Here is a 13673-nt window from a genome sequence, read left to right on the forward strand (position 1 = left end):
GGCGCCGTGATCATGAGCCGTGCCGGGCCGGACAAAGAGAAGCACCCCGGTCCGTGGACCGGGGTGCTTCTCGACTGGTGCCCTCGATAGGATTCGAACCTACGACCTTCTGCTCCGGAGGCAGACGCTCTATCCCCTGAGCTACGAGGGCAATCCGGGGGTTCCTGCCGTTGCCGGCGGGACGTCCTAGAGCTTAGCAGGAAGGTGGCCCGCAAGGGAAAATCGCCACTCGGGACTCGGAACTCCGGCGGGCACGGGCTCTCCAAAGCGGCGCGTTTCAGTAGCCCGAGAACGAGTCCACGTGCACCTTCCTGGCACCGGCCTGCCGTGCCGCACCACGCAACGAGGCGACGCTCGCTGGTGAGCCTGAGATATAAACCTCGCGGTCAGCAATGTCGGGAACGAGTGCTTTGAGGGCTTCACCGTCCACCCTGGCGCCATCTGCAGGGAACGCAGTGATGTGCGGCGGCGGCTGGGAACCATCGGCGATGCGGGCAACCACACGGACGCCTGCAGCCTTCAATTCATCCGCGTACGCGATCTCGTCGGCGCTCCTGGCCAGCAGCAGAATCATGGCGTCGCGGTCCCGTAAACCACCGGAGGAGAGATGTGAAAGGAAGGGGGTGATGCCGATGCCGGCAGCCATCATCAGGACGGGCTTGCGGGGATCGCGGGGGAGGACAAAGTCACCTCCAACGGAAGTGGCCGTCAGCTCGTCGCCCGGCTGCAGGGAAAGAAGGACCTTTTTGGCGGCGGACAGCGGCTCGGCAGTCCGCACGCCGAACTTCACCACGTGCTCACTGGGCGAGCCGGTCAAACTGAACACCCGGCGTCGTCCTTTTCCATCCGACTTCGCGTGCGGGAGGTCCAGTTCCATGTATTGCCCCGGGACAAACCGCACGGGCCGGGAGGGCTTGAAGGAAAACTCGGTGGTGCTGGGCGTCAGCGGCCTGGTCCCGTTGAACCTCAGCCGCACACCGCCGCGCTGGCCCGCCATAAAGGCGAGGAGGTTGCCCAGCAGCAGCGCGGCCTCAGGGGAATTGGCCAGGAAGCCGAAGTTGTAGGGGACGGCAAAAACCACGCCCACCACAGCCGCGAGGGCCAGTTGCTGCCACCTGCGCGGCGGCAGTGTCAGCGGCTCGGTGAGCATAAAGCCCACAAAGAACAGCAGCGGCCGCTGGGCCAGTGACTGCCACAGCGCCATCCCCACGGACATGCCGGCCTGAAGCAGTTCCGCGCCGATGATGGCGCAGGCCACCACGAGGAAGATCGAGGCCATCAGGAATTTCCGTGTGCGGTAAAGCACCAAAAGGACTCCCGGCACCAGCAACAACAGCATCGCAGGAGTAGCTGCCCACCAGGTGGCGACGTTGAGCCCCGTGAGCCCAACCACGAATGCTCCCGCGGCGGCGGGGTTGAAAATGTGGCGGCCGCGCCACGCGAGTGCGTACTTTGATGCAGAAGCCAGGACGCAGGCCAATGCCACTCCAGCCACATCCATCGGCGCGAAGGACGGCCAGAACAGGAAGTACAGCAGCAGTCCTGTGATGAGCGAGGATTCAGAGTGGGGCCGAACCCGAAACAGGGCTGCCAAAGCCCTGTTGGAGGCGTAGGTCAGCCCGAGGCACAGCACAAGGTGCGCCAGCATTTCGGGGATGCCGAAGGTCAGCCAGCCAAGAACATCGAGTAAGAGGCTGTACACGGCAAGGGCTGCAAGGACAAGCAGGATGAGCCGGTACATGGTGAACCGGCCAAGGACGGTATCCAGCCGGGCGGCCGCGGAGGGGACCGGCCCGGCCTTCGGCGTTTCCACAGGGCTCATGTGAACAGTGTCCCTTCAAACTCGGCGGAGTGGACTGCGCTCCCGTCAGAAAATACGGTCAGCCAGGAGAAATTGAACTCTTGCTCCAAGCGTGCGCCCGGGACAAAGAAGAGAGCAGTGGCCAGGGCGTCTGCCAGCATCGCCGTGTCTGCAAGTGCCCAGGTGGCGACGGCGGTCCTGACCGGTTGCCCCGTTGTTCCGTCCAGTACGTGGTGCAGGCCATCGCCCCACGTCCGGCGGTTGGACGCCGAGGCACAGAGCGCACGCCCGGTGAGCGGCACGATGCCGATGGCCTGCCCGGGGTTGTAGGGGTGCTCCAAAGCCACCTGGGTGGATCGGGGGCCCCTTGCCAGCAGGTCCCCGCTGCCGTCGATGACAAAGGAATCAAGTCCTTCAGCGTCCAGTTCGTCGGCGAGCAGGTCCACCAGCAGGCCTTTGCCAGCCGCCCCGATGTCAAGAACCACGGGCAAAGTGGTGGTGATGGTGGTGCCCTCCCACTTGAGGACCTCGTCCCAGGGAGGTGCTGGCAGCGGCGACCCTAACGGCTTAAGGGAGTAGCCGGCGTCGTACCCCAGCCGCTCAAGGGAGGCGCCGATCAGCGGGGTCATGGCTCCGTCCGTCAGCCCGTAAAGCGTCCTGTACAGCGGCCCCAGCCGGCCCGCCTCTTCCGGAAAACCAAACGTCCCGGGTTCCCGCGCCATGATACTGACGCGGGAATCGGCCCGGAAGCGGGACCAGTCGGCGTCGAACTTCTCCACCCGGTCAAGGAGGCGGGCCCGGACGGACTGAGCAAGCGGACAAGGCGTGGAAATCTCCCACTGCGTGCCGATTCCCTCAAACGCAAAGTCCTCCCAGTCCGCGCCCGGCACCGTCTACTGCGCCTCCGACTTGATCTGTTCTACAGCCTGGTTGAACCCGCCGCTCGTCAGGGAGGAGCCGGCGACCTTGGAGACGTTGAGCTCGTCTATGTTTTTGCCCACTATCTGCGAAGCGATACCGCCGGCGAACTCCCCCTGGAACTTGCGGGTGTTCGGGTTGGAGGGATGCTGGGTGATGTTGACATCCTTGACCGTGCCTCCGGCCAGGGTCAGTTCGACACCAACCGTCTCGGTGCCGTTCGGCGAAACATAGTTTCCGTCAGCGCTGTACGTGCCGTCCTTGTACGTGGCGCCGCTGCCTGCCAGCGACGACGATCCTGCGGAGGGCGTTGCTGCAGCGCTGCCGGCGGGGGCCGCCGGCGTGTTCTCGGTGGCGGACGGCGCGCAGCCCGCCACCGTTCCGGCGAGGGAAAGGCCGGCGATTCCGGCGAAAACACTTTTGCGGACTGACGGTCTCATAAAGGCTCTCATTTCGTATAAGTGTTTGGGACGGTGCTTACGTGCGTGTCAACGATGAACCCAGCGTATTGGTTCAACTTGTAGGTGGCTTGTGAATTTCCTGTGGAAATGCCTACGGCACCGGAACAGTCCGAATTCTTTTGCTGTCACTGGCCCCCGGTAGGCTAGAGGGGTGACTCCCGAAGAACTCTCCCTCGCCATATCCGCCTGCCTGAAAGACGCCGTCGACGCCGGCGAGATCGCCCTTTCAGCATCAGCAGTGCCAGACGAGGTACGCGTGGAGCGACCCAAGAACCGGGACCACGGTGACTGGGCCACCAACATCGCCCTGCAGCTTGCCAAGCAGGCCGGCACCAACCCCCGCGAATTCGCCACCGTGCTGAGCGCGCGGCTCAAGTCGATCGACGGCGTCTCCGCCGTGGACATCGCAGGCCCCGGGTTCCTGAACATCACCGTGGACGCTGCCACGGCCGGCGCCCTCGCCAAGGTCATTGTCGAAGCCGGCCGGCAGTACGGAACCAACACCGCGCTCGCCGGCCACACCGTCAACATGGAATTTGTTTCCGCCAACCCCACTGGGCCGCTGCACATTGGACACACCCGCTGGGCTGCCCTCGGCGATGCCATCGCCAGGGTGCTGCGCGCTTCCGGCGCCCACGTCACGGCTGAGTACTACATTAACGACGCCGGTTCACAGATGAACGTCTTCGCCAACTCGGTGTACTCGCGCCTGCACGGCCGGCCCGTGCCCGAGGGCGGTTACCCGGGACAGTACATCGCGGACCTGGGCCACGAGGTCATCACTGAACACCCCGACATCCGCGAATTGACCGAGGTCGCCGCGCTTCCGGTCATCCGCGCCGCCGCCTACAAGGCACAGATGAAGGACATCAAGGCAACCCTCGCCGAGTTCGGTGTGGAGTTCGACGTGTTCTTCTCCGAGCAGGAACTGCACGACGCCGGCGCCATCGAAAGTGCCGTTGCCCGCCTTCGCGAGCAGGGCCACGTGTTCGACGACGGCGGTGCTGTCTGGCTGCGGACCACAGACTTTGGCGACGACAAGGACCGGGTGATGATCCGCGCCAACGGCGAGCCCACGTACTTCGCTGCTGACGCCGCCTACTACCTCTCCAAGAAGGACCGCGGTTTCACCGAGAAGATCTACCTGCTCGGCGCCGACCACCACGGCTACATCAACCGGCTCAAGGCCATCGCCGCCTGCGCCGGAGATGACCCCGAGGTGAACATCGAGGTGCTGATCGGCCAGCTGGTTTCCGTGAACGGCGCAAAGCTGTCCAAGCGCGCGGGGAACATCATCGAGCTGAAGGACCTGATCGACTGGCTCGGCAAGGATGCTGTCCGCTACTCCCTGGCGCGGTTCCCGGCAGACTCCCCGCTGACCCTGGACCCGGAGCTGTTGAAGAAGCACAGCAACGAGAACCCCGTGTTCTACGTGCAGTACGCCCACGCCCGGTCCCGCGGCGCAGCCCGCAACGCCGTCGAGGCCGGTGTGGAACGCCGTGTGGACGGCAAAGACAGCTTCGACGCCTCCCTCCTGGACCATGCCACGGAGAACGAACTGCTCTCGTACCTGGGCAGCTACCCGTCGATCGTGGCAAAGGCTGCGGAACTGCGCGAACCGCACCGCGTGGCACGGCACCTCGAAACCATCGCCGGTGCCTACCACCGCTGGTACGACGCCTGCCGCATCGCGCCCATGGGCGATGAAGCGGTGACCGACGTCAACCGCACCCGCCTGTGGCTCAATGACGCCACCAGCCAAGTGCTGGCCAACGGCCTTGACCTGCTTGGCGTTTCCGCGCCGGAACGGATGTGATCGCAATGCCTGTAGAAACCGCGAAGACCGCCTCTCCACTGGCACCCGAATGGCTCGCAGTGCCCGCTGACCTGAACGCCCTCCAGGAACCGATGTGGGCGGGCAGCGTCCAACGGAACGACGCCGGCTCACTCACCGTTGGAGGCCTCACCGTCCAGGAGCTGAAAGAGCAGTTCGGCTCGCCGCTCTTCGTTATGGACGAGGCGGATTTCCGCTCCCGCGCACGGGCTTTCAAGGATTCCTTCGATGCTGCCTTCGCTGACATCTGCGGCGGCGTGGACGTCTACTACGCGGGGAAGTCCTTCCTCTGCACTGCTGTTGTGAAGTGGGTGGAGGAGGAAGGCCTCCGCCTGGATACAGCCTCGGGCGGGGAACTGGCCGTCGCCGCCCGCGCGGGCATTGCCGGTGAGCGCGTGGCGTTGCACGGGAACAACAAGTCCGACGGTGAGATTAATCGTGCCCTGGACATGGGCCTCGGCCGGATTGTGGTGGACAGCCTGTCCGAGCTGGTGCGGGTGGGCGACATAGCCCAAGCCCGCGGCGACATGGCCAAGGTCATGCTGCGGCTGACCCCCGGCGTCCACGCCCACACGCACGAATTCATCGCCACGGCACACGAGGACCAGAAGTTCGGTCTCTCCATGGCGCCTGACACCACGGACCAGGCGGGCCTTTCTGCTGCCGAGGAAGCGGTAGCAGCGGCTTCGGCACACCCCGGCATCGAGCTCCTGGGCCTGCACTGCCACATTGGTTCCCAGATTTTCGAGCCGGACGGTTTTGCCCTGGCAGCCGAGAAGCTGCTTCGTTTCCTCGCGGCCATGCAGGAAAAGTACTCCATCGTTATGCCGGAGCTTGATCTCGGCGGCGGCTACGGGATCGCCTACACCCCGGTGGACACCCCGCGCCCCGCAGCTGAGATTGCTGCGGCGATGGCCGCCGTCGTCCGTTCAACCTGCGCTGAATTGGGCATCGAGTCACCCCGGATCTCGATTGAACCGGGGCGGGCCATCGTGGGCAGCACCACCTTCACCCTGTACGAGGTGGGGACGCTCAAGACTGTCCGCGTCGATGCCCCCGGCTCCGGCCAGGCCGAAGATGCGGGCGAAAACGTTACGTATCCCCGCCGTTATGTGTCGGTGGACGGCGGTATGAGCGACAACGCACGCCCGGTGCTCTACGACGCGGATTATTCGGCAGTTGTGGCCTCCCGTACGTCCGCCGCCGCGCCGCAGCTGTCCCGCGTGGTGGGCAAACATTGCGAGAGCGGCGACATAGTTGTTAGAGATGTATATCTGCCCGAGGACGTGGCAGCCGGTGATCTGCTTGCTGTACCGGGAACCGGCGCCTACTGCTGGGCCCTCTCAAGCAACTACAACTATCTGGCCCGGCCGGGCGTTGTCGCGGTGCGCGACGGATCTGCCCGGCTGATTGTCCGCGGGGAAACCGAAGAAGATTTGCTGAACCGCGACATGGGAGCCTGAATGTCTGAATTGCGAACCCTGAAAGTGGCCCTGCTGGGCTGTGGCAACGTTGGGGCCCAGGTTGCGCGGATTCTCATTGAGGACGCCGACGCCCTTGCCGCCCGCACCGGCGCGCGCCTGCAGCTGTCCGGGATTGCCGTGCGCAACGTCGACTCCAAGCGGGACGTCGAGCTGCCGCAGGAACTGTTCACCACCGACGCCGAGACCCTGGTCAAGGACGCCGACCTGGTCATCGAACTGATGGGCGGCATCGAGCCGGCCCGCTCGCTGATCCTGTCCGCGCTGCAGAACGGCGCCTGTGTAGTCACCGGCAACAAGGCCCTGCTGGCCCAGGACGGCCCCACCCTCTACGAGGAGGCGGACAAGGCCGGCGTGCAGCTGTCCTATGAAGCTGCCGTGGCCGGAGCCATTCCCATCCTGCGGCCCATTCGCGACAGCCTTTCCGGGGACCGGATCACCCGCGTGCTGGGCATCGTCAACGGCACTACCAACTTCATCCTTGACCAGATGGATTCCACCGGCGCCCAGTTCGCCGACGCCCTCGCCGAAGCGCAGCGCCTCGGTTACGCCGAAGCGGACCCCACCGCCGACGTCGAGGGCCACGACGCAGCTGCCAAGGCAGCCATCCTCGCCACGCTGTCCTTCCACACCCGGTTCGCTCTGGAAAACGTCCACTGCGAAGGCATCAGTTCGGTCAGCGCCGCTGACATCGCAGCGGCCAAGGATGCCGGTTTCGTCATCAAGCTGCTGGCCATCGCTGAAAGAATCGGCGACGGCGACAGTGGACAAGGCGGTGGCGTTTCGGTGCGCGTGCACCCCACGCTGCTGCCCCGTGAGCACCCGCTGGCTGCCGTCCGCGGCGCCTTCAACGCGGTGTTCATCGAGGCCGAAAACGCCGGTGAACTGATGTTCTACGGCCAGGGCGCCGGCGGCACCCCCACGGCGTCCGCCGTCCTCGGCGACCTTGTGTCCGCGGCCCGCCGCCTCGTCCTGGGCGGACCCCAGCGTACCGAGACCACCACTGGCCACGTTCCGGCCCTGCCCATCGACGCGGCCGTCACCAGCTACTACATCGGCCTCGACGTTGCGGACCAGCCTGGCGTCCTGGCAAAGATCGCCCAGCTGTTCGCCGAACACGGCGTCTCCATCGAAATCATGCGGCAGACCATCCACCGGGACGCCGAGTCGAACGTGGAGTCCGCCGAACTGCGGATCGTTACGCACCGCGCATCAGAGGCTGCCCTTGCGGCCACCGTCGAAGCCGTCAAGGGCCTGGACGTCATCAATTCAGTTACATCCGTTCTGCGGGTAGAAGGAGTCTAAGTGGCTCACCAATGGCGCGGCGTTATCCGCGAATACGCTGACCGTCTGCCCGTGACGGAATCCACCCGGGTCATCACCCTGGGTGAGGGCGGCACCCCGCTGGTGCGCGCGCAGAAGCTATCCGAGCTCACCGGCTCGGAGGTGTACCTGAAGGTGGAGGGCATGAACCCCACCGGCTCCTTCAAGGACCGCGGCATGACCATGGCCATGACCGCCGCCGTCGCATCCGGTGCCAAGGCCGTGGTCTGTGCCTCCACCGGCAACACGTCCGCCTCTGCCGCCGCCTACGCAACGGCCGCGGGCCTGAAGTGCGCCGTCCTGGTGCCCGAGGGCAAGATTTCAATGGGCAAGCTAAGCCAGGCCATCGCCCACGGCGCCACCCTGCTCCAGGTGGACGGCAACTTCGATAACTGCCTGGACATCGCCCGGAAGCTGGGGGAGTCCTACCCGGTCTTCCTGGTCAACTCCGTCAACCCCGCCCGCATCCAGGGACAGAAGACCGGTGCCTTCGAGATCGTCGACGCCTTGGGGGACGCTCCGGACATCCACGTCCTGCCGGTAGGCAACGCCGGAAACATCACCGCGTACTGGAAGGGCTACAAGGAGTACTCCGCTCCGTTCGAGTCCGAAACCGCCGGCACGCTTCCCGCCGTCTCCACCAAAACCCCTGCCATGTGGGGCTTCCAGGCAGCAGGGGCAGCACCCTTCGTCGCCGGCCACCCCATCACCGAACCGGACACCATCGCCACGGCCATCCGGATTGGGAATCCTGCATCGTGGGACGGTGCCATTGGTGCACGTGACGAATCAGGCGGATTTATCGACGCCGTCACGGATGAGGAAATCCTCAATGCGCACCGCTGGCTGTCCTCCCGCGAAGGCGTTTTTGTTGAGCCGGGTTCCGCGGCCGGCGTGGCAGGCCTGCTCAAGAAGCACGCCGCCGGCGAGGTTCCTGCCGGCAAGACCATCGTGATCACCGTTACGGGCCACGGCTTGAAGGATCCCCAGTGGGCCCTGCGCACCGAGGACGGCAGCGATGTCCAGCCGGTCAAGGTTTCCAATGATGTTGTCACCGTTGCTGCCGAACTGGGACTGGAAGAAAAGTAGCCTTGGATGCCACCTCGCAGACCGCCGTCGGACTGCAGCTTATTGAACCCGGACAGCGGGTCACGGTCCGGGTTCCGGGCACCACGGCCAACCTCGGCCCGGGCTACGACAGCCTGGGCCTGGCCTTGGCACTGCATGACACCCTGACAGTGGAGAGCCTCGAATCCGAGGAGCTTTTGTTCGATCTCCGCGGTGAAGGCGCAGAAACCCTCCCCAGGGACGCCAGCCACCTGGTGGTCCGGGCCATGGAAGCGGCCTTCGAACGGCTGGGGTTCAGGCACGGCGGGCTGAAGGTCACGGCTGACAACGTCAATCCCCACGGTCGGGGCCTGGGCTCGTCCGCATCGGCAGTAGTGGCAGCCGTATCCGCGGCAAACGCCCTGGTGCCTGAGGCCAGCCGGCGCGGTAAGGACTGGATCCTTCAGCTCACCAGCGAGCTGGAAGGGCACCCGGACAACGTGGCACCTGCCATTTTCGGTGGGCTGGCGCTGTCGTGGCAGGACAGTGACCAGTACAGCAGCACCAGCGCGACGGTCTCCGAAAAGGTGGTTCCCGTCGTGGCGGTTCCCGATTTCGAGCTGTCAACGGAAGCGGCGCGTGCGCTGCTCCCGGCCTCGGTGGGGCACCACGCGGCGGCGATGAATTCCGGACGTGCCGCACTGTTGATCCATGCCCTGACCAGCAAGCCCCAATTCCTGCTGGCCGGCACCGAGGACTACCTCCACCAGAGTTACCGTGCGGAGGCCATGCGTCCAAGCGCTGCGCTGATTTCGGCGCTTCGCGCGGCCGGGCACGCGGCTGTAGTCTCGGGTGCCGGGCCCACCGTGCTGGTCCTTGCAGACGGACAGGCTGAAGCCGGCGCCGTCGTTGCCTTCATCGAGGAGTTCACCGCTGCGAACACGCCGGACATCGGGTGGCGTGTTCTGAAGCTGGCAGTGGACGTTGAAGGTGCTAAGGTGGAGTTGCACCGGCGGTAATTGACGCCTATCTGATCTGCTATTGCACTTAGTTGCCGCTTGGTCTCTTACTGCGCAATGTATTCCGGTGCCGCCTGCTTGGTCTGTCGCAGGAATCTGCAGCACTTAAACTGCCCCTGAAGCGTCAGTCCTGCGTTCCGCCATGGGCGGAGTGCAAGGTGAATTAGTATCCGGCCCTGCTGGCCGATATCCAACCGGCAAGGCCGAGCAATGCGGCTGCAGATCTGAACTGCAGCCCAGATCAAATCATCGCGTCCAGCTCCCAGTCTGGACGCCGTCGAGGGGGAAGGATCCTTCGTGACCGAAACCACTGAGCTGTCGCCAGCTGTGGAACTATCTTCTGCTGCCGAATCACCGGCCGCACCCGCCAAGAGCAGCGGCCTTGCCGGCCTCAAGCTCGCCCAGCTGCAGGCACTCGCCAGCCAGCTCGGGATCTCCGGCGGTTCCCGGATGCGCAAGGGAGACCTGGTTTCGGCCATTTCCGCCCACCGCGCCGGTACCCCCATGACCAAGGCTCCCGCGAAGGCAGCGGAAAGGGCCGTCGAGAACGTGTCGGCCCCGGCAATCGTTCCGGCAGTGTCCGCCCCGGCGGCAGCTGCTGAAACAACCGAGGCGCCTGCTGAAGGAACGCGGGCTCGTGGCCGTGGCCGCAGCCGCCGCGCCGTCAGTGACGGAGTGGTAGCACCCGCAGCCACCGAACCGGCTGCTGCCGAAACCAGCGCACCCGCTCCGGTTGAAGCTCCGGCCTCCACTGAGGCTCCCGAAGCCGCCGAAGGTGCCGCCGAGCGTCGCCAGCCCCGCACCCGCAACCGCCGCCGCGGCGAAGCAGCCGCAGCAGCGCCGCAGGCTGCCGAAACTGTGGAGGCACCGGCAGAACAGGCCGACGCCCAGCAGCGCGCCGCAGTGCAGGGCAGCGCAGAACCCCGCACCGCAGAACCCGCCGCCGAGCGGGCCGAAGCTGAAGCCGGTGAAGCCGGGCAGCGCACGGAGCGCCGCGAAAGCGGACGCACCCGTGGCCGCGACAACGCTGCACGCGAGACCGCCGACGGCGGCCGCGACAATGCGGGCAGCCGGGAAGCAGGCCAGCGTGAAGGCGCCCGCCGCGATGATAACCGTGACGAGGACGCGGACGGAGGCAGCCGCCGCAACCGGCGCAACCGCCGTGACCGCAACGACCGGAATGACCGGAATGACCGCTCCGGCGGCCAGGACCGGGACAACTCCCGCAACGACCGTTTCCGCGACCGCAATGACCGCCGCCGTGGACGCGCCCAGGGACCGGACGTCGACGACGTCGAGGTCACCGACGACGACGTCCTGCTGCCGGTTGCCGGCATCCTTGACGTCCTGGAGAACTACGCGTTCATCCGCACCTCCGGCTACCTCCCGGGCCCGAACGACGTTTACGTCTCCCTCGCCCAGGTCAAGAAGTACAACCTGCGCAAGGGCGACGCCGTGGTTGGCGCCATCCGCGCTCCGCGTGACGGCGAAGACCGCAGCCAGCAGTCTGCCCGCCAGAAGTTCAACGCCCTGGTCCGCGTGACGTCAGTCAACGGCAAGACTTCGGAAGAACTCAAGGACCGCGTCGAGTTCGCCAAACTGGTTCCGCTGTACCCCTCCGAGCGCCTGCGCCTCGAGACCGACCCCAAGAAGATTGGCCCCCGTGTCATCGACCTGGTTGCCCCGATCGGCAAAGGCCAGCGCGGCCTGATCGTCTCCCCGCCGAAGGCCGGCAAGACGCTCATCCTGCAGTCGATCGCCAACGCCATCACCACCAACAATCCTGAGGTCCACCTCATGATGGTGCTCGTTGACGAACGTCCTGAAGAAGTTACGGACATGCAGCGCACGGTCAAGGGCGAGGTCATTGCCTCCACCTTCGACCGTCCCGCCGACGACCACACCACAGTGGCTGAGCTCTCCATCGAACGCGCCAAGCGCCTCGTGGAAATGGGCATGGACGTGGTGGTCCTCCTGGACTCCATGACCCGCCTGGGCCGTGCCTACAACCTGGCAGCACCGGCCTCTGGCCGCATCCTGTCCGGTGGTGTGGATTCCGCCGCACTGTACCCGCCCAAGCGTTTCTTCGGAGCGGCCCGCAACATCGAAAACGGCGGCTCGCTCACCATCCTGGCAACGGCACTGGTGGAAACCGGTTCAAAGATGGACGAAGTCATCTTCGAGGAATTCAAGGGCACCGGCAACATGGAGCTCCGCCTGTCCCGCCAGCTGGCTGACAAGCGCATCTTCCCGGCCGTGGACGTCAACGCGTCCGGCACGCGCCGCGAGGAAAACCTGCTTTCCCCCGAGGAAGTCAAGATCATGTGGAAGCTGCGCCGCGTCCTCTCCGGACTCGAAACCCAGCAGAGCCTTGAACTCCTGACCAACAAGATCCGGGAGACCCAAAGCAACGTTGAGTTCCTGATGCAGGTTCAGAAGACCACGCTTGGTGCGAAGTCGGATAACGACAAGTAACGCTTCGGTGAGCGGCTGATTCTGCTGCCCCGGTGCTGACGCCGCACAGATTTTTCCGCCCCCGCCCCTCCGCTGGGAGGCTTCCGATCTTCGATCGTTAGCCTCCCAGCTCCGGCAGGCCCGATGCCACTCCCGGGGCGGAAAAATCTGTGCGGCTTCGTCGTTAAGCCCGCCAGCCGCGGCACGTTCCGTTTGTTACTAGACTTGTACAAGTCGAAAGAGGTTTATAGATGTTTGAGTCCGTACAGGGCCTGCTTGATGAGCATGATGCTATCCAGGCGCAGCTGGGGGATCCTGCTGTTTATGCTGATCAGCGGCTTGCCCGGAAGCTTGGGCGGCGTTCGGCTCAGCTCAATGGGATTGTTGAGGCCTATCACAAGTGGGAGGCCATCCAGGATGACCTTGCTGCTGCCAAGGAGATGGCTGACGAGGATCCCGAGTTCGCTGCTGAGGTGCCTGAGCTGGAGGAGTCGCTGGAAGTTGCCGCGGCCAAACTTCGGCGCTTGCTCATTCCGCGCGACCCTGACGACGCCCGCAACGTGATCCTCGAGGTCAAGGGCGGTGAAGGCGGCGACGAGGCTGCCCTGTTCGCTGCGGACCTCCTGCGGATGTACACCCGGTATGCGGAGTCCCGCGGCTGGAAGACCGAAATTATCTCCGCCACGGAATCAGACCTCGGCGGCTACAAGGACGTGCAGGTTGCTGTGAAGGGCAGCTCCAACGATCCTGCCGAGGGCGTTTTTGCGCGGCTCAAGTTCGAAGGCGGCGTGCACCGGGTGCAGCGCGTTCCCGTGACGGAGTCCCAGGGTCGCATCCACACTTCTGCCGCGGGCGTGCTGGTACTCCCTGAGGTGGATGAGCCGGAAGAGCTCGAGATCAACCAGAACGACCTCAAGATCGATGTCTACCGGTCCTCCGGTCCCGGCGGCCAGTCCGTGAATACCACCGACTCCGCCGTGCGCATTACCCACCTTCCCACTGGCATCGTGGTGGCCATGCAGAACGAAAAGTCCCAGCTGCAGAACCGTGAAGCCGGCATGCGCGTGCTGCGGGCACGTATCCTGGCGCACCAGCAGGAGCAGATCGACGCCGAAAACTCGGCCCAGCGGAAGTCGCAGATCCGCACCATGGACCGCTCGGAGCGCATCCGCACCTACAACTATCCGGAAAACCGGATTGCGGACCACCGCACCGGCTACAAGGCGTACAACCTGGACCAGGTGATGAACGGTGACCTGGAACCGGTCATCCAGTCGGCAATCGAGATGGACGAACAGGCCCGCCTGGACGCCATCGGCGACTAACACGTTCCGG

General features: G+C 65.1%; 10 protein-coding genes and 1 tRNA gene. 7 read left to right on the top strand and 4 right to left on the bottom strand.

Features of this window, described 5'->3' with window-relative positions; all coding sequences use genetic code 11:
* Window positions 1-75: 75 nt before the first annotated feature.
* The 4 genes from QFZ70_RS06420 to QFZ70_RS06435 form a co-directional block, all read right to left on the bottom strand.
* Window positions 76-151, bottom strand: a tRNA-Arg gene (locus QFZ70_RS06420).
* Window positions 152-277: 126 nt separating this feature from the next.
* Window positions 278-1822 (bottom strand): ferredoxin--NADP reductase, encoded by a 1545-nt coding sequence (locus QFZ70_RS06425; protein WP_307094596.1) that lies wholly within the window; start codon window positions 1820-1822, stop codon window positions 278-280.
* Window positions 1819-2691 (bottom strand): FAD:protein FMN transferase, encoded by an 873-nt coding sequence (locus tag QFZ70_RS06430; protein ID WP_307094597.1) that lies wholly within the window; start codon window positions 2689-2691, stop codon window positions 1819-1821. Before QFZ70_RS06430 ends, QFZ70_RS06425 begins: the two co-directional genes overlap by 4 nt.
* Before the next feature lie 3 nt (window positions 2692-2694).
* Window positions 2695-3159, bottom strand: coding sequence for an FMN-binding protein (locus QFZ70_RS06435; RefSeq protein ID WP_307094598.1), 465 nt, complete (start codon window positions 3157-3159; stop codon window positions 2695-2697).
* A gap of 172 nt (window positions 3160-3331) precedes the next feature.
* On the opposite strand from QFZ70_RS06435, the gene argS reads away from it, so the two are divergent.
* From argS to prfA, 7 genes are all read left to right on the top strand, one after another.
* Complete coding sequence (gene argS / locus QFZ70_RS06440; protein WP_307094599.1) at window positions 3332-4996, top strand: arginine--tRNA ligase; 1665 nt, start codon at window positions 3332-3334, stop codon at window positions 4994-4996.
* 5 nt (window positions 4997-5001) lie between these two features.
* Window positions 5002-6477 carry a diaminopimelate decarboxylase gene (gene lysA / locus QFZ70_RS06445; protein WP_307094600.1) on the top strand — a complete coding sequence of 492 codons (1476 nt, stop codon included), beginning with the start codon at window positions 5002-5004 and terminating at the stop codon, window positions 6475-6477.
* The gene (locus QFZ70_RS06450) at window positions 6478-7800 is read left to right on the top strand and encodes a homoserine dehydrogenase (protein ID WP_307094601.1); all 1323 of its coding nucleotides are present in this window, start codon (window positions 6478-6480) and stop codon (window positions 7798-7800) included. It abuts the gene before it with no gap.
* Window positions 7801-8907, top strand: a complete 1107-nt coding sequence (thrC, locus tag QFZ70_RS06455) for a threonine synthase (protein ID WP_307094602.1) — start codon at window positions 7801-7803, stop codon at window positions 8905-8907.
* A 2-nt stretch (window positions 8908-8909) separates the two neighbouring features.
* Window positions 8910-9884, top strand: coding sequence for a homoserine kinase (thrB, locus tag QFZ70_RS06460; protein ID WP_307094603.1), 975 nt, complete (start codon window positions 8910-8912; stop codon window positions 9882-9884).
* A gap of 297 nt (window positions 9885-10181) precedes the next feature.
* The gene (gene rho / locus QFZ70_RS06465; RefSeq protein WP_307094604.1) at window positions 10182-12359 is read left to right on the top strand and encodes a transcription termination factor Rho; all 2178 of its coding nucleotides are present in this window, start codon (window positions 10182-10184) and stop codon (window positions 12357-12359) included.
* A gap of 230 nt (window positions 12360-12589) precedes the next feature.
* On the top strand, window positions 12590-13663 hold the full coding sequence (gene prfA / locus QFZ70_RS06470; RefSeq protein WP_307094605.1) for a peptide chain release factor 1: 1074 nt from the start codon (window positions 12590-12592) through the stop codon (window positions 13661-13663).
* The last annotated feature ends 10 nt before the right edge of the window (window positions 13664-13673 follow it).

The sequence above is a fragment of the Arthrobacter sp. V1I9 genome (assembly GCF_030817075.1).
Classification (GTDB): domain Bacteria; phylum Actinomycetota; class Actinomycetes; order Actinomycetales; family Micrococcaceae; genus Arthrobacter.

Excerpts from the sequence above, each read along its gene's own strand:
- QFZ70_RS06435 (WP_307094598.1), bottom strand. The coding sequence starts at position 3,159 with ATGAGACCGTCAGTCCGCAAAAGTGTTTTCGCCGGAATCGCCGGCCTT.
- prfA (WP_307094605.1), top strand. The coding sequence starts at position 12,590 with ATGTTTGAGTCCGTACAGGGCCTGCTTGATGAGCATGATGCTATCCAG.
- lysA (WP_307094600.1), top strand. The coding sequence starts at position 5,002 with ATGCCTGTAGAAACCGCGAAGACCGCCTCTCCACTGGCACCCGAATGG.
- QFZ70_RS06425 (WP_307094596.1), bottom strand. The coding sequence starts at position 1,822 with ATGAGCCCTGTGGAAACGCCGAAGGCCGGGCCGGTCCCCTCCGCGGCC.
- QFZ70_RS06450 (WP_307094601.1), top strand. The coding sequence starts at position 6,478 with ATGTCTGAATTGCGAACCCTGAAAGTGGCCCTGCTGGGCTGTGGCAAC.